The sequence below is a fragment of the Arthrobacter sp. genome (genome assembly GCF_031179985.1).
Taxonomy (GTDB): domain Bacteria; phylum Actinomycetota; class Actinomycetes; order Actinomycetales; family Micrococcaceae; genus Arthrobacter.
Map to the genome: position 1 here is coordinate 1 of NZ_JAPSHJ010000003.1, position 16,397 is coordinate 16,397.

The following is a 16,397-nucleotide window of genomic DNA, read 5'->3' on the forward strand; positions in this document are numbered from 1 at the left end:
TGTTGAAGCGGATGCGTGTTCCGGAACATGAATCCAATTCAGTCAGGCGGCCGCACTTTGGGGGTAACGGAGCGCGTGCGGAATAGTACCGCTCCGCATTTCGAACCATCAAGGAGGATCCCGGTAGTGTCAAGCATGCCTATATACGACGGGGCCGAGAAGACCACCACGGTGATCATCGGCACGGGTCTCTCCGGACTGGCCGTTGCCAGTGAACTTCGCCGCCATGGCGTGGACTCCATCATCGTCGAAGGACTCGACGCCGCGGGTGGCTCCTCCTCACCCCTAACCTCTTCGCTCCCGCGCTGCGACGCCGGAGATGCCGGGAGCAGGCAGGAAAGAAACGAGATCCTCCGGCATCTGCGTAACTACGCAGCCAGCCATCACCTCGACATCCGCAATCAGACGTTCGCCGTGCAGCTGAACAGGATTGCATCTGGGAGCTCCGACGGTTCAGTGCATCAATGGGCCATCCACACTGCCGACGGTGTGCTCTTTGCAGACCACATTGTGCTCACCCGGTGCGGGCAAAGCCAGCTCCGCCGGATGTTGTCCGAGTTGGGCATGACCGTTGGCCAGAATTTTGCGGCGGCCATGCGTGCGGTTGGCATTTACCTGGTGGGCGTTGGTGAGTTGGTGGCTCCCACCCCGAAGGAAGTCCTCAGGCAGGCCAAAGTAGTAGGCCAGGCCATCGCTGCCAAGGTGCATCCGGACCGGGTTCCATCCATCCTTACCGGCAGCTTTGCCGCCTTGCCTTCTCCGGCCTAGAAGTGTTATCGCTCACCTGACTCAGGGCCGTGGACTGAGTCAGGCCCTTAGGGCCGTGAGGACGGCAACTGGTCATCCTGCTCCAAATCCTCCTCGTCAGAGGGAGCAAGCCGGCGCTTGGCCAGAACAGCGAGCGCCACCAGGATGCCCAGCGCAACCGCGGCGAAAATCACCAGGCTCCATGGAAACGGCTCCGAAGAATCTGCCTCGAATTCTTCCGGTGGAGTAACGCCTGGCTGGGCGGTCCCAAGGGTAGGGACAGCCCCCCGGGTCCCGGGCGGTGACGTAACTGCCGCCGTCGAACCTGCTCCCGGAGCCGCTGCGCCCGGGGTAGCAGCGCCCGGGGTAGCAGCGCCGGAAGTGGCCGTGAAAGTGAAGCTTCCCTCGATGGGATGCGAATCTGAGCTGACAACCCGCCAGATCACCGTGAACTGCCCCGCCGGGGCACCCTCCTTGAGCTTCTGGGATGCAACGTTGTCCACGATCTCAACGTCGCCTTCAGCCCAGTCCGTTCCGGCGGCGTCATTGACCCGGACCTGCGAGCCGAGGGCCAACGGGTTGTTGTTGAACGTGATGGAGATCTGCTCGGGCGGCGTCGGGACTGTGGCGCCTTGCGCCGGGCTGCTGGATTCGGCAGCGTCATGGGCTGATGCCGGTACAGCCCCTAGAAGGATGGCGGCGGCAAGAAAACAAAGGCCGAGGAAAATCCCCAGCGGCTGGCGGATAAAACGCATGACGGGACTGCTCCTGTGTGTTGGCTTCCTTACAGACTAGGCGATTTTGCGCGTCGGCTCCGGGCGCCCTAATAGGATTCATTGCATGACTTCAATGCGCGGTGGTCTCAGTCTCAAGCAGGGCTCGGCCCTGGACCGATACTTCATGATCTCGGAACGTGGTTCCAACCTATCCCGCGAGATCCGTGGCGGCTTCGCCACATTCTTCGCCATGAGCTACATCGTGGTGCTCAACCCGCTGATTCTCTCCGGAGCGGATTCCAGCGGCGCCACCCTGGGCTTCCCTGCAGTGGCCGCCGTCACCGCGTTCGTGGCCGGCATCCTGACCATCCTCATGGGAGCGTGGGCCAAACATCCCTTCGCGATGGCCACCGGACTTGGAGTCAATGCTTTCGTCGCTGTCACTGTCTCCACCAACCCGGGCCTCACCTGGCCTGACGTTATGGGCCTTGTGGTGATCTCGGGCATCACCATGCTCATCCTGGTGCTGACAGGCTTCCGCACGGCTGTCTTCAAAGCTGTACCCGACGGCTTGAAGACCGCCATCGTGGTGGGCATCGGCTTGTTTATCGCCCTGATCGGCCTGGTAAACGCAGGCTTCGTGCGGCGGATCCCGGACGTCGCTGGCACCACTGTGCCGGTGGGGCTGGGCTTCGACGGAAAGCTCCTGGGCTGGCCCACGCTGGTGTTCGTCTTCGGCCTGATCCTGACCATCGCGCTTGTGGTCCGGAAGGTCAAGGGTGCCATCCTCATCGGCATCATCAGTTCCACGGTGCTCGCCGTGATCCTCGAATTCACCCTGCACATCGGCCCGAGTTTCGACGGCAAGAACGTCAACCCGCAGGGCTGGTCTTTGGTGGCTCCCACTTTTACGGAATGGGCGGCACCTGACCTGTCACTGATCGGCAAGGCAAACCCGCTCGGAGCCTTTGACCACTTGGGCTTCGTGGCCGCAAGCCTGCTGGCCTTCGTGATCCTGCTGAGCATTTTCTTTGATGCCATGGGCACCATGGTGGGCCTGGCCAATGAGGCCGGCACCGTGGACGAGAAGGGCAACATCCCAAATGTGGACCGCGTGCTGATGGTCGACGCCGTAGGTGCCATTGCCGGTGGTGGCGCCTCCGTCTCCTCCAATCAGATCTACGTGGAATCCGGCGCAGGAATCGGCGAGGGCGCCCGCACCGGCCTGGCCTCCATCGTTACAGGCCTGCTGTTCCTCGTGGCAATGTTCTTCACACCACTGATCAACCTTGTTCCGTTCGAAGCCGTAGCCCCTGCCCTGGTGGTGGTGGGCTTCATGATGGTGTCCCAGGTCGGCAGGATCGATTGGCAGGACTGGGGAATCGCCATTCCCGCCTTCCTGACCTTCACGCTCATGCCGTTCACCTATTCGATCGCGAACGGCCTCGGCGCAGGGTTCGTTGCGTTTGTCCTCATCCGCACCTTCCAGGGCCGCAGCCGGGATGTCCACCCCCTAATGTGGGCTGTGGCAGCGGCTTTCCTGCTCTTCTTCGCGATCGGCCCCATAGAACAGGCCCTTGGGATCCACTAGCGAACCCTCAGCTTTCACCAGCGATCCACCTGGATCATTAGCGATCCACCGGGGGTCCCGGTGGCACTTTCCGGTATTCCGGACAGGACGACGGCTGCGCGGCTGGTTTTGGCGCCACGGCTGGTGTGAGCTTGGACTATGGATTTTACTGCGCTCGTAGTGGACGTGCCGCCGCAGCCCTGGACGGGCCGTTTTGATGGCGAAGAAGAGGAGCACCTCCGCTGGTGGCAGGTTGTCAGGCCGTACCCGGGGACTCCGCCTGCTTCGGCTGCCAGCGGAACGGCCGCAGCCGCTGCATATGCCCTCCCAGCAGCTTTTCCGTCCGTTCCGGACAGCCGGCCGGCAGTGTTGCTGGGTTTCAGCAGTGATGAAGGCGTCCGGCGGAACAATGGCCGTGTTGGGGCAGCTGCCGCTCCGGCTGCCCTCCGTGGTTCCTTAGGTTCACTTGCCTTCCACCTGCACCGCCAGGTCTTTGACGCCGGCGACATCGTGGTGGCCGGCACGCGGTTGGAGGCGGGGCAGGCGCGCGCAGGACTGGCAGTGTCTGCAATGCTCGACGCCGGAAACCTCACGGTGGTGCTGGGCGGGGGCCACGAAACAGCGTTCGCCAGTTACCTGGGTGTTGCGCATTCGGCGGCGGCACTCCAGGGCAAGCGGTTGGGAGTCCTCAACCTGGACGCCCACTTCGATCTCAGGGACCATCCGGAACCGACCTCGGGCACCCCGTTCCTCCAGATGGCCAAGGCCGAGGCCGCCGCTGAGCGCGAACTTAATTACGCCGTCGTCGGGATCTCCGAGCCGAACAACACCGGGGCACTGTTCAACACCGCAAGGCGGCTGGGAGTGAAGTACCTGCTGGATGAAGATTGCTCGGTGGAGCGGACGCAGGACTTCATAGCCGAATTCCTGGCCGACGTGGACATCGTGTATCTCACCATCGACCTGGACGTCCTACCTGCCGCCGTGGCACCCGGTGTCAGCGCGCCCGCGGCTTACGGCGTTCCACTACCCGTCATCACTGCCATCTGCCGACAGGTAGCAGCCAGCGGCAAGCTTTTCCACCTTGATGTGGCTGAGCTGAATCCGGCTGTGGACATCGATCAGCGGACCGCCAGGGTGGCGGCCCGGCTCATCAACACTTTGTTGTCGTACTAGATTCGGGGCGACTACGACTCAGGGGAATTCGACCACTGCAGTGGACCAGGGCGCCAGCTCGAAGGTGAGTACGCCGTCGTGGCCCGGTTCGATGCGTTCGCCAGAGCCTGCTTCTTCCCCGATCAGAGTGAGCCGGGCGGAAGCAGTGCTGGATCGGCCCGGCGTCCCGTCCGCGAAAGACACCTGCACCGTCTCGTTCCGCGGCCCCAGATTCCCCGCGAACAACCGTAAGCCGGCGGCGCCAGAGACGGGATAGAGAGTCACCGGGCTTTCCTCAGGAGAGTCCGTCCGGACCGAATGCACGGCTTCGCCCTTCAATCCTGCCAACTGCCTCAGCAGCTCGCCGGCAGGCGTCAGCCGGCCATCATCCGTACGGATTCCCCTGGAAGGGGGCCCGGCCTCGAAATAGGTAATGGATGCCACTCCGTCAAGGGTCAGACTGCTGATGCTGGCGAGGGTCCACGCCGCCGTGAAGACGTGATCCTGCAGCTCATCGGAATCGGGCACCTGACCTGGTGCGTGAAGCCGAGGCTTCAGGGTGATGGGTCCGACGTGTACCGGCTTCCCGCCCCCGAGGCGCAGCGCATTCAGGGCCGTGAGCCGCTGAATGGGAATAGTTTCCACGATGTGCGCAATCTCCGTGCTGTGGACCTGAGGTGTGAGGCTGTACGTCAGTGCATCGGCCTCGCGGAACGCCGCCGCGTCCTTGGCCCATTTGTTCAGTTCAGTGAAATGGGAACGCGTTCCGGCGAGTATCTCGCCGCTGAAACCCGTGGCCTCAAGGGTTCTTTTGAGATCGGGGAACAAAGCCTGGTCGGTGCAGTCCGTTTCCGGGGTGAAGATCCCCAGCCTCCGGACGGGCCTCAGCTTTTCCGCTTCTGCAAACAGCTCGGGCAGCCCTCCCAGATCCTCAGCCACGATCCGCACATCCAGGGCGGCGCCGTGAACGGCAGCCTCAGCGGCCGCGGCCTGGAGGCGTGCGGCCCGAACCTCAGGAGGCCCGTAAAGTTCGACGACGACGGCGTCCAGACCTTCGAGAGCCGGCACCGGTTCGGCGTGGGTCGCGGCCACCTCCCCCTGGGTCCCTGTTGGATCGACCGAGACGCCGAGGGGAGGGACGGTGGCAGCTGCCGGGCCCACCGAGAAGACCGACAGGGCCTGCTCCAGGGATACAGCCGTCGCGTCCGGGGACTCGATGCTGGCAGCTTCAAGGCTTACCGATTGACGGACAACATCGCCTGCTTGAACGTCAACCGGAATGGGATCTGCAGACGGCGTGCTGTAGGTCTTGAAGGAGGCGTCGGTCCAGTTCCGCTGATCCTCAGTCTCGAACACGTCTCCGGCAAAGGAGAGGTCAAAGGCTGTTCCAGCGTCCGCCCATTCAAGGGACGCGACATCAGTGAAAATCAGCTCTGGACTGATGTCCTCGGGAAAGCGCCTGGTGGTGATATTGCCTGCCGGCGAAACGGCGGTGACTTCCCGGCCTGACTCATTCGCCGGGTGCAGCACCACAAGACCGATCCTGTTTCGCCGGAAAGGCGTCTTGGCCCTCCCGTTGAACTCCACGTCCACTGTCAGCGGGGTCAAGCGCACCTTGAGCATCGCCTCGTAACGGGCTTCCCCGCCGGTATAGTCCACATGGAACCTGACGCTGACGCCGTCGTCGTCCTGCGAAAACGCCAGGTCCCGGACCGCCGGCTGAAGTGTGCGCCACTGGTGGTCCCGGACCACTCCCTTGATGGCCCGAAGTACGGGACGGCCGGCATAAGTGATGTTAGCCAGTTCGTCCCCCACGAGCCCAGCGGTCCAGTTGCCGACCACGAATGTCCGGGCCTCGGGGGTCAAGCGGTTCTGCAGCGCAGTGGCGTGGTTCAGGTCCGGAAGGCTCATGGCTTTGACACTATCCGAACGTGGCCGGGCCCTCAACGGAGGGAGGGGAGATTCGTGTAGGAGAAAATGTCCGTGCGGCAAAGCGGGAGCCGTACGCAGAAACATGCAGGCAAAAAAGGAAACTTTTGGTGACGTCTTGAATGTGGGCCCCGACACATGACATCATCAGGCCACAGGATAACGATTTCCTCAAAGCTTTTGGGAGCGGTCCTCGAGGTTGAGGTTCCTGATTCACCGGATCTGGGAAATTCCCCTGTCCTTAGCATTTTTGCATCCCTTTAGCGTAAGTAAGACCTGCATCCCAAGGAAGTGAACAGATGAGAACAGCACACAAGAAGGTGCTTTCAGTAGCTGCAGCAATCGCAGCAATCGGCCTTGTCAGCGGTTGCGGCAGTGCCGCTGCCCCGGCAGCCCCATCAGCGGACGCTGGTCCGGTAACGATCGACGTTTGGGGGTGGGACGCCGAGACGACCCAGCAGGTCGTTGATACATTCAACGCCAGCCAGGACAAGATCAAGGTCAACTACGTACTTCAGGCCAGCAACAAGGCAACTCAGACGAACTTCCGGAACGTTATGGAATCGAAGAAGGACATTCCCTGCTGGATGCCCGGCACCGGCCCCATCACCACGGCCCTCGTCAACGGCTGGGCCCAGGACATCACCCAGTACGTAGAACCGATAAAGGACAAGTACAGCAAGGGGGCGCAGGCTGCGGCCCAGATTGATGGCAAGTTCTTTGGTTTTCCGGCAGGACCCGCGGCAACGTTCATGATGGCCAACAAGGCCGTTTATGAGAAGTACGGGCTGGCTGTTCCGAAAACCTGGGAGGAGTTTGTCACCACCGGCAAGGAGCTGAAAACCCATGGCGTCACGGTGATGAACCTCGCCGGAGAGGATCCCTCGACCCTGGTGCAGATGTCCCAGCAGGCAGGAGCCAGCTGGTTCGAAATCGACGGCGACAAGTGGAAGGTCAACCTGCAGGACGAACCCACACTGAAGGCCGTCGACATCATCCAGCAGATGGTGGACAACGACCTTGTGGCTCACCAGACCTACCAGGACAGGCCTGCTCTGTATTCCTACTTTGACAGCGGCCAGCTTGCCACCGTGCCGCTGGCGTGGTGGTCAATGACGGGATACCAGACCAACTTCAAGGCCTCCCTCGGTCAATGGGAAGCGGTTGACGTACCGCAGTTCAAGGACGCCAAAGAGTTTGTGAGCTCCGGCGTGGCCGATCCCGGCTTCGTCCCCGTTGGCTGCGAAAACCCTGCAGCCGCCATCGAATACGTTCACTGGGCCGCCACCTCAAAGGAAGCCCTGGAAGCCGGCCGGAACAAGAAAACAGGGGCAATCGGTGTTCCCGCTCACCTCGCGGATGTGTCCACCTACACAGAGGACGTAGTGCCGGACAAGATCTTTGGCGCCCAGCCCGCCGCTGAGGTAGGCAAGGTGATTTCGAAGGCCCAGAATGCCGCCGTCGGGAAGTTCGAGCGCGGCCCGAACTACGACGCCTGGTTCCCCGAACTGCAGGACCAGTGGGGCAAGGCCATGGCCAAGCAGATCACCCTCAAGGAAGCCATGGCCAACGTCCAGGCCTTCATCACGAAGGACCTTGAGACCAAGGGCATCAAATACGAGGTCAGCAAGTAACCACCCGGTTCTCTTCGGAGATCCGCTACAGAGAGGAGACGCGGATGTCTTCCAGTTTAGAAGTCCGTAATACCCTAGACGGCAAAAAGCAGGAGCCCTCCAGGCCGGCACGGACACAAGGAAGCTCCGCGTCTCCCCGCTGGTCGTGGCGCAGCATCCAACGGATCAAAGGGGCATCGTTCACCTGGCCATTCGTTGTTGGTTTCGCAGTTTTCACCATCCTGCCGGTCATCGTCGGACTCGCCCAGAGCCTGTACACGTCCAAGACGAGCGGCCTTGGCTTCGGAGCCGCGACAGTCAGCTTTGCTGGTTTCGACAACTTCGCGCGCGGCCTTGTGGACCCGGTGTTCTGGGACTCCATGCTGCGGGTAAGCATCTACGCCGTGGTGATCGTCCCGGTGATCCAGGTAGTCAGCCTGGTGCTGGCTCTCCTCATCGATGCCGTTCAGCGCCGCATAGCCAACAGGTTCCGCCTGATCCTGCTGGTCCCCTACATGATTCCGGGGATTGTGGCCACCATGATCTGGATCTATCTCTACAGCCCCGTCGTGGGGCCGTTGAAGCCTTTCCTCGGATTCTTCGGGCTTGACGTCGACTTCTTCAGCGGCAGCATGATCTGGGTGTCCATCGGAAACCTCGCGTTGTGGGGTGCCATAGGCTTCAACATGCTGATCCTCTACGGCGCACTGCAGGCTGTCCCCCGGGAAATCTTTGACGCCGCCAGAGTGGATGGCGCTTCTGAATTCCGGATCGCGACGTCCATCAAGGTGCCCTATGTCCAGGCGTCCCTGGTCTTGACAGGGCTCCTGTCCATCATCGGAACACTGCAGATCTTCGCTGAGCCCACGCTGTTCCGGTCCATCTCACCGGAGACCATCACCAAGGACTTCACTCCCAGCATGGTGATCTACAACCAGGCATTCCAGGTGGGAAACCTTAACTATGCCGCAGCCCAGTCCATCATCCTCGCCGCCGTGGTGGGGGTAGCTTCGGTGATCATTTACCGACTGACAAAAAAGGTCGACTCATGACCCTCACTTCCGTCACTGCCGACTCACCTCGAACCGAAGAAGAGGTGCAGAAATCCGTCCTCAAGTCCCGCCGTCGCCCGCGTCCGAAGAATATCCGGGAGGCCGATGACTCCTCCGAACTGAACGGCAGGCGTGGCGGTTCCCGGATGGTGGTCATCATCGGTCTGGTGTTGTTCGCCCTGTATTCCATAGGTCCCGCCTGGTGGTTGATAGTTTCATCCACCAAAACCAAGGAAGACCTCTACACCACTGACGCAATGTGGTTCGCCAACTTCAGCCTGTTCGATAACCTGTCCTCCCTTTTCACCTATCAGGACGGCATCTTCGGAGTCTGGATGTGGAACTCCACCCTCTATGCCTTTGCGGGTTCCATCGGCCATACCCTGGTCTCCCTGGCGGCGGGGTATGGGCTGGCCATGTACTCCTTCCGGGGCAAGGGCACCACCATGGGCTTTATCATCGGCTCGTTCCTGATTCCGGGGGCCCTGCTGACCATTCCGTCCTACCTGCTCTTTGTGCAGTTGGGCATGTACGACACCATCTGGGCCATGATTATCCCGGCGTTCTTCAGCCCGTTTGCGGTATACCTTGCCAAGATTTATGCGGAGGGGGCGGTGCCCGGTGAGTTGCTGGAGGCCGCAAGGATTGACGGCGCAGGTGAATACCGGATCTTCTTCCAGATCGCGTTCCGGCTCATGACCACCGCGGGCGCCACTATCTTCCTCCTGCACTTCGTAGGCTCCTGGAACGCCTTCTTCGGCCCGATGGTGTTCCTGCGCGGAGCGGACAAGTGGCCCGTCATGCTTGGTCTCTACTCATGGCTGCAGCGCGGAACCGACTCCACTGTGGACCTGACCGGCCTCGTGATCACCGGTTCCCTCGTGGCCACCATTCCCATGGTGATCCTGATGATTGCAATGCAGCGCTACTGGCGCTCCGGTGTGGCCATGGGCAGCCTCAAGTAGGTACTTTTCCCCCGTTCGACGGCAGCTGCTTAGACAGCAGTGCGGGGCGCTTCGCCCTCGTCGCCAAACCTCTCCACTGCCTTCTCCACGCGAAGGCGGTCAAGCCAGTTCATCACCGGTGCTGTGGTGGCTCCATGAAGGACCACCGACGCCGCCACCACCAAGCCAACAAGGGCCCATAGCTGGCTGGCTTGACCGCCGAATTCGCCTTTACCAAGGGCATATGCGAGGTAGTAGAGGGAGCCGATACCACGGATCCCGAAGAAGGAGATGGCGATGCGTTCCCGGGGGCCGGTTGTTCCCCCCAAGAGGCCGAGCCAGCCTGCGAGAGGGCGCACCAGCAACAGGAACATCGCGGCCAATGCTACTTCGGGCCATCCGATTCCGGCAAGGAGACCTCTGGCGATGGCGCCGCCCAACAGGACCAGGATGACCACCGTAAGCAACCGCTCCAGCTGTTCGACGTAGGTGTGCAAAATCCGGTGGTACCCATGTGTGTGTTCAGCTGCCCTGATAGTCACAGCGCAAACGAACACGGCGATAAACCCGTAGCCTTCCACCATCTCGGTCACCCCGTAGGCGAGGAACGTTGCCGCCAACGCAACGAATCCCTCTGAGTGATTCGACAGCCGCACACTTTCGTGGCGGGTGGAAAAGAAGATGCGGGCGAAGACTTTCCCTGCAGCAAATCCCAGGACCAGGCCGACGCCGATGCGCCACAGTACATCCACGCCAAACCACTGGGGGAACCAGGCGTCCGGTGACGTGCCCACGACGCTCAGGGCGATGGCCAAGTACACGAAGGGAAAGGCAAGGCCGTCGTTGAGCCCGGCTTCTGATGTCAGCCCGAACCGGACCTCATCCTCCTTATCGGCATCCTCCTTTTGGTCCGCAGGCTCCCCCACCCGAACTTCGGAGGCGAGCACAGGATCCGTGGGCGCCAGGGTTGCCGCAATCAAGACGGCGGCCGCCAGGCTGAGCCCCAGGAGCCAGAGACCTAACAGCGTCAACCCAAGGATGGACAGGGGCATGGCGACCGCCAGCATGCGCCAGGTGGTGGACCATCTCAACCTGCCGAACGGCCTGTCCAGCGCAAGCCCTGCCCCCATGAGCGAGATGATGACGCAGACTTCAGTCAGGTGCGTCACCAATTCGCCGTGGGCCATAGGGTCAGGATTGGGCAACTCCGGGATGATGCTGAACGCCAGGAGCCCCGAACCAAGAAACACCATAGGCATGGAGAACGGGGCCTTATGCAGCAGCTTCGGAGCAATGGCAGCGACAAAAACGGCTATTCCCGCTGCTACAAAAATGATGCTGGGAACCTCAAACACCCTCCACTTCCCCTCCTGCCCAACGCCCGGCCCGCTCCAATCCGGGCATTCGCGAATCCCGCGGTTGCTCAGGAACCCCAGTATGAAGCCTTCCAGGTCAACTCGGCCAGAGCCTCCTGGCCCCGAAGCCCCGGGTGGAAGTAGTCAAGAGTGCTCACATCTTCAGCCGCGAACCTGTAGCCATAAACAGTTCCGCCGTCCCACCTGCAGTTCCGAAACCGGGAGCATGACCTCGCGAGGACCACGTTGAACGCCTGCTGACGTTGCACCACCATTTGCCGGTCTGCTTCGGTATTGGACGGGCTCAGCATTGACTGGCAAGTGTTCGAGCCCGCCCACTTCCCGCTGGCCGAGGGGTTTCCGTGCAGCACCGCCCACAATTGATAGAGGTCCGGGATGCTGCTGAGGAATATGCGGGATCGCGGCAGCCTCTCGTCAAGAGTGGCGAGAGCGCTCATAACGTGCCCTTCGAACTCTTCGACCGACGTCATGCTGGCGGGGGACGAAGCACAAAGATCATTCGCTCCAATCAGTATGGTGACATATTCGGCGCCTTGGGATGCCGCAGCATTGGCTTGGGCCGGGAGGTCAGCTGCCGTGGATCCGCTGACAGCATTGTTGTTCCGGGAGAGCCCGGGTTGCAGCTCGAGCAGACGCCTGTAGTGGCTGTAAATGCCTTCCGCAGCACTCGAGCCGGTAGACCAGGACAGTTCCGGCTGGTCCCCGGGGTGGCAGCAGGCTGAGTGGGCACGCGTGATGGAATCCCCCAACGCGGCCATGCTCCGGGGAAAAGAAGCCTGGGGCGGCTGGATTCCGACGGCCAACAGCACCAATAGCAGAACCACCAGTATTTTCGTGAGGTTGCGCATGGAACCGCCTCGAAGCGTCGGCACTGCCCGCCCGTCTTCAATCTGAGCTACACCAGTGACGGTATGCGAACTGGCCCAACCGTGTCGATCCTCACCGCCTTGCCTCCCGAGTTCCTTCCGGGTGTCCCAACACCTGGTGGGGAAAGGGCGTAGGCGAGGCTGGTGAGAGGGCCATAAGGGCAGCAGATATGCCAGACGTCTTACCTCCGATAGGCGCAGGGTCTAAAATTGCCTAGTCCCTTAAGGGCACGCCCCAACAAGAAAGCCGACACCATGAGCTCTGCAGCCATCGATCCCCTGGCCATCCCGCCACGGTCAATCAGCCTCAACTTTGCAGCCGCGGACGAAATCCACGTCGGAATCGAAAACGCCGTCAAGACCCTCATCATCGCAGCCAGCCAGGACGGTACCTGTGGCATCCGGGTAACCCGCCATGAGCCCGGCGCCTTCACCGTTGCCTTGGATGACACAGTGCCCTTCGGCGAAACGTACGAGGACCTCGCCTGATTCCGGGCCCGACAGTTTCAACCAGGACTCGGACCTTAAACGGAAAATCCCCGCCCTCTCAGCACCCCGTCCTGGGGGAACTGCTGAGAAGGCGGGGATTTTCTGAGCGCCCGCTTGAGCGCCTGGTTATTCGGTGTTTAGCTCCGGCGCACCCTGACGCCGTCGGACTTCATAAACAACTGAGTCTCCGAGGGCCCCGTTGGCACCAGCCACAAGACTTGGCCGCTGAGCGAGACTTCCTCTACTTCGCCTGAGGCGACGACATGTGCGTGCTTGAGAATTTCTACCCGCTCCCCCGGCTTCAATGTTCCCCAGTCGGAAACCGTGCCGGCGTGCGCGATGCGCCTGGACAGAACTGTCCCGCGTGCTTTCATTGAACTTCTACCCCTTTGTGGATGTTCGCTGCCACAACATCTTTGGTGCGGCCTTTTGTTACACCTTCATTTCTACTACAGATTCCGGGCCCCCGTTGACCGTGTCGTCTCTTGTTTCAGGGGCGCCGGTGGTTCTGCAGCTTCTCTGAATCACCTTCGGCTTCAGGCGAGATTTCCGACGGCCGATTCGGCAGCCTCGCGAACCGCTCCTGACGCGACCAGCCGGTCAGCCGCTTCCAGTTCCGGCGAGAGGAACCTGTCGGTGCCGGGGCCATCGACGACGGCGCGCAACGCGGCGATAACCGCGGAGCCCGCGGGTCCCGGGGTAAGTTCCCCACCAGAGCCCTGCATGCGGATGTCGAGGGCGCGGGCTGAGGTAACCAGCTCGATTGCCAGCACGCGGCGCAGGTTCTCCACGGCCCGGCGAAGCTTTCGTGCCGCATGCCAACCCATGGACACGTGGTCCTCCTGCATGGCAGAGCTGGGGATGGAATCCACCGACGCCGGCACAGCCAGCCGCTTGTTGTCGGAGACGAGCCCCGCCTGCGTGTACTGGGCGATCATCATTCCGGAATCGACACCGGGATCGCTCGCGAGGAAGGCGGGCAATCCATGGGAGCGTGCGGGGTCCAGCATCCGGTCCGTGCGGCGTTCGGCGATGGAACTGAGGTCCGCGACAGCGATGGCAAGGAAGTCCAGCACGTAGCCAACCGGTGCCCCATGGAAGTTCCCGTTGGAGCTGACGCGTCCGTCCGGTAGGACTACGGGGTTATCAATGGCGGCCGCCAGTTCACGCGAGGCCACCAGGGCCGCATGATCAACGGTGTCCCGGACTGCACCGGCCACCTGGGGTGCGCAGCGCAATGAGTACGCGTCCTGGACTTTGGTGTCGTTGATGCGGTGAGAGGCCACAATAGGTGACTTGGAGAGAACCCGAAGCATGTTGTCCGCACTGGCCGCTTGGCCAGGATGGGGCCGGAGCGCGCCGTGGAGCTCGGGGAGGAACACCTGGTCCGTTCCCAACAGGGCCTCCACGCTGAGCGCTGCGGTGATATCCGCCGTCGTCAGCAGTTGCCGGATGTCCGCGATAGCCATCAGAAGCATTCCAAGCATTCCCTCGGTGCCGTTGACCAGCGCCAGTCCCTCTTTTTCGGCGAGAGTCACGGGGGCGATGCCGTGCGCGGCGAGCAGTTCGGCAACCGGGCTTTCGCCGCGCCCGCCGTACGTCACGCCGTCGGGTCCTGCCGCTTCCCCTTCACCCATGAGCACCAGGGCGCAGTGCGACAGCGGAGCAAGGTCGCCGGAGCAGCCCAGCGAACCGAATTCACGGACCACCGGCGTGATGCCGGCGTTCAGCACGTCCACCATGGTCTGCAGGACCACGGGGCGGACGCCGGTACGGCCGGAAGCAAGCGTCTTCGCACGCAGGAACATGATGCCGCGCACCACTTCGCGCTCCACTGCCGGACCCATGCCGGCTGCGTGGCTGCGGATCAGCGACTTCTGCAGTTGCGTGCGCAGCTCGTTGGGGATGTGCCGGTTGGCGAGGGCACCAAAGCCGGTGGAGATGCCGTAGGCGGGGACGTCGCTGTGGGCCAGACCATCAATGTGGGCGCGGACTTTAGCCACTGCAGCCAGGGCTTCCTCTGAAATTGTCACCTTCGCGTTGTGGCGTGCGACGGCGAGGACATCTTCCGGAGTGACGCCGCTGGAGCCGAGGGTAACGGTCAGCGGTTCATGGGTAATCGTTGTCATGGTGGTGTTCCTACTTCTTTGCTTCTGCAGAGTCTGAGGACTCCTGCATCGGGATGCGGACGCCGCGTTCTTTGGCGACGTCGAGGGCGCGGCCGTAGCCGGCGTCGGCGTGACGGATGACCCCCATGCCGGGGTCATTGGTGAGGAGCCGTTCGAGCTTTTGGGCTGCGAGGTCGGTGCCGTCGGCCACAGAGACCTGCCCGGCGTGGATGGACCGGCCGATGCCCACGCCACCGCCATGGTGCAGCGAGACCCAGGTCGCCCCCGATGCGGTGTTGAGCAGCGCGTTGAGCATGGGCCAGTCCGCGATCGCGTCCGAACCGTCAGCCATCGCCTCGGTCTCCCGGTACGGGGAAGCCACCGAACCCGAATCCAGGTGGTCACGGCCGATCACAATGGGGGCCTTGACCTTCCCGTCCCGGACGAGCTGGTTGAACAGCAGACCGGCCTTGGCCCGGTCCCCGTATCCGAGCCAGCAGATCCGCGCCGGGAGGCCTTCGAACTCGACCCGTTCCTGGGCTGCGTCGATCCAGCGGTGCAGGTGCTTGTTCTCCGGGAAGAGTTCCTTGATGGCTGCATCCGTCACTGCGATATCCTCGGGATCGCCGGAGAGCGCCACCCAGCGGAACGGGCCCAGGCCCTCGCAGAACAGCGGCCGGATGTAGGCAGGGACGAAGCCGGGGAACTCGAACGCCCGGGCGTAGCCTCCCTTGCGGGCCTCATCCCGGATCGAGTTGCCGTAATCGAAGACCTCGGCCCCGGCGTCCTGGAACTCCACCATCGCCTGCACGTGCCGGGCCATCGAGGTTTGGGCCTTCTTAGTGAAACCTTCCGGGTCCGCCTCCGCCTCCCGATGCCACTCTGCCACGGAGATGCCCTCGGGGAGGTAGGACAGCGGATCGTGGGCGGAGGTCTGGTCCGTGACAATGTCCACGGTTAGTTCGCCCGCCTTGTGCCGGCGCAGGATCTCCGGGAACACCTCCGCGGCGTTCCCCACATACCCCACCGACCAGCCCCGACGCTCCTCCTTGGCCTTGAGCACTTTGGCGATGGCGGCGTCGAGGTCCGTTTCGACCTCGTCCAGGTAGCGTTTGCCCGCGCGGCGGCGAAGGCGGGTCTCGTCGACGTCGACAATCAGGCATGCGCCGTCGTTCAGGGTGACGGCGAGCGGCTGTGCCCCGCCCATTCCGCCGCAGCCGCCGGTCAGCGTCAACGTCCCCGCGAGGGTGCCGTTCCCGTCCCCGGTCAGCTTCCGGGCGATCGCGGCGAACGTCTCGAAGGTGCCCTGCAGGATGCCCTGCGTGCCGATGTAAATCCACGAACCCGCCGTCATCTGCCCGTACATCATCAGGCCCTCGGCCTCGAGCCGGCGGAACTCGGGCCAGTTCGCCCAGTCCCCCACGAGGTTCGAATTCGCCAGGAGCACCCGCGGCGCCCACTCATTGGTGCGGAACACCCCCACCGGCTTGCCCGACTGGACCAGGAGGGTCTCATCCGCCTCCATGGTCTCCAGTGTCCGGGTGATCGCATCAAAGGCAGCCCAGGACCGGACAGCCCGGCCCGTGCCGCCATAGACCACCAGGTCATCCGGACGCTCAGCAACCTCAGGATCCAGATTGTTCATCAGCATCCGCAACGGGGCTTCGGTCTGCCAGGACTTAGCGGTCAACTCAGTGCCCCGGGCAGCTTTGACCGGGCGGGCACCGGTGGTGAAATCGGCGGTTGCCATGGTGGCTCCTTCAGATGTCAGGTGTGGTTCAACGGATAAGTTCTCCTGTATCTACTAAAGCCTGCCCGGAAGAGCCTTGACA

Annotated in this window: 14 protein-coding genes; 7 read left to right on the forward strand and 7 right to left on the reverse strand. The window is 62.4% G+C overall.

Going from position 1 to position 16,397, the window contains the following annotated elements; all coding sequences use genetic code 11:
• Nucleotides 1-135: 135 nt before the first annotated feature.
• On the forward strand, nt 136-768 hold the full coding sequence (locus RIN13_RS02075; RefSeq protein WP_309105837.1) for an NAD(P)-binding protein: 633 nt from the start codon (nt 136-138) through the stop codon (nt 766-768).
• 47 nt (nt 769-815) lie between these two features.
• Here the strand turns inward: RIN13_RS02075 and RIN13_RS02080 are convergent, their stop codons facing one another.
• Nucleotides 816-1,502 (reverse strand): copper resistance protein CopC, encoded by a 687-nt coding sequence (locus tag RIN13_RS02080; protein ID WP_309105674.1) that lies wholly within the window; start codon nt 1,500-1,502, stop codon nt 816-818.
• Nucleotides 1,503-1,596: 94 nt separating this feature from the next.
• On the opposite strand from RIN13_RS02080, the gene RIN13_RS02085 reads away from it, so the two are divergent.
• Together RIN13_RS02085 and hutG are read left to right on the forward strand one after the other, a co-directional pair.
• The gene (locus RIN13_RS02085; protein ID WP_309105838.1) at nt 1,597-3,054 is read left to right on the forward strand and encodes an NCS2 family permease; all 1,458 of its coding nucleotides are present in this window, start codon (nt 1,597-1,599) and stop codon (nt 3,052-3,054) included.
• A 138-nt stretch (nt 3,055-3,192) separates the two neighbouring features.
• A complete protein-coding gene (gene hutG / locus RIN13_RS02090; RefSeq protein WP_309105675.1) occupies nt 3,193-4,209 on the forward strand; it encodes a formimidoylglutamase in 1,017 nt (338 codons plus the stop codon).
• Between the two features lie 18 nt (nt 4,210-4,227).
• On the opposite strand, the gene RIN13_RS02095 is transcribed toward hutG, so the two are convergent.
• Nucleotides 4,228-6,099 carry a hypothetical protein gene (locus RIN13_RS02095; RefSeq protein ID WP_309105676.1) on the reverse strand — a complete coding sequence of 624 codons (1,872 nt, stop codon included), beginning with the start codon at nt 6,097-6,099 and terminating at the stop codon, nt 4,228-4,230.
• A 317-nt stretch (nt 6,100-6,416) separates the two neighbouring features.
• On the opposite strand from RIN13_RS02095, the gene RIN13_RS02100 reads away from it, so the two are divergent.
• From RIN13_RS02100 to RIN13_RS02110, 3 genes are read left to right on the forward strand one after another with little or no spacing between them, the layout of a single operon-like run.
• Nucleotides 6,417-7,751 (forward strand): extracellular solute-binding protein, encoded by a 1,335-nt coding sequence (locus RIN13_RS02100; RefSeq protein WP_309105677.1) that lies wholly within the window; start codon nt 6,417-6,419, stop codon nt 7,749-7,751.
• A 44-nt stretch (nt 7,752-7,795) separates the two neighbouring features.
• On the forward strand, nt 7,796-8,782 hold the full coding sequence (locus RIN13_RS02105) for a sugar ABC transporter permease (RefSeq protein ID WP_309105678.1): 987 nt from the start codon (nt 7,796-7,798) through the stop codon (nt 8,780-8,782).
• Nucleotides 8,779-9,747 carry a carbohydrate ABC transporter permease gene (locus RIN13_RS02110; protein WP_309105679.1) on the forward strand — a complete coding sequence of 323 codons (969 nt, stop codon included), beginning with the start codon at nt 8,779-8,781 and terminating at the stop codon, nt 9,745-9,747. Before RIN13_RS02105 ends, RIN13_RS02110 begins: the two co-directional genes overlap by 4 nt.
• Before the next feature lie 29 nt (nt 9,748-9,776).
• Here the strand turns inward: RIN13_RS02110 and RIN13_RS02115 are convergent, their stop codons facing one another.
• On the reverse strand, nt 9,777-11,081 hold the full coding sequence (locus RIN13_RS02115; protein WP_309105680.1) for a cation:proton antiporter: 1,305 nt from the start codon (nt 11,079-11,081) through the stop codon (nt 9,777-9,779).
• A 68-nt stretch (nt 11,082-11,149) separates the two neighbouring features.
• Entirely contained in the window at nt 11,150-11,950 is an 801-nt protein-coding gene (locus RIN13_RS02120; RefSeq protein WP_309105681.1) for an SGNH/GDSL hydrolase family protein, read from the reverse strand.
• Between the two features lie 273 nt (nt 11,951-12,223).
• Between RIN13_RS02120 and RIN13_RS02125 the strand changes: the two genes are divergently transcribed.
• Nucleotides 12,224-12,457, forward strand: a complete 234-nt coding sequence (locus RIN13_RS02125) for a hypothetical protein (protein WP_309105682.1) — start codon at nt 12,224-12,226, stop codon at nt 12,455-12,457.
• A 137-nt stretch (nt 12,458-12,594) separates the two neighbouring features.
• Here RIN13_RS02125 and RIN13_RS02130 read toward each other — a convergent pair whose 3' ends face one another.
• The 3 genes from RIN13_RS02130 to hutU form a co-directional block, all read right to left on the reverse strand.
• Nucleotides 12,595-12,831, reverse strand: a complete 237-nt coding sequence (locus RIN13_RS02130) for a hypothetical protein (protein ID WP_309105683.1) — start codon at nt 12,829-12,831, stop codon at nt 12,595-12,597.
• 162 nt (nt 12,832-12,993) lie between these two features.
• A complete protein-coding gene (gene hutH / locus RIN13_RS02135) occupies nt 12,994-14,586 on the reverse strand; it encodes a histidine ammonia-lyase (RefSeq protein WP_309105684.1) in 1,593 nt (530 codons plus the stop codon).
• 10 nt (nt 14,587-14,596) lie between these two features.
• The gene (gene hutU / locus RIN13_RS02140; protein ID WP_309105685.1) at nt 14,597-16,315 is read right to left on the reverse strand and encodes a urocanate hydratase; all 1,719 of its coding nucleotides are present in this window, start codon (nt 16,313-16,315) and stop codon (nt 14,597-14,599) included.
• Nucleotides 16,316-16,397 lie beyond the last annotated feature (82 nt).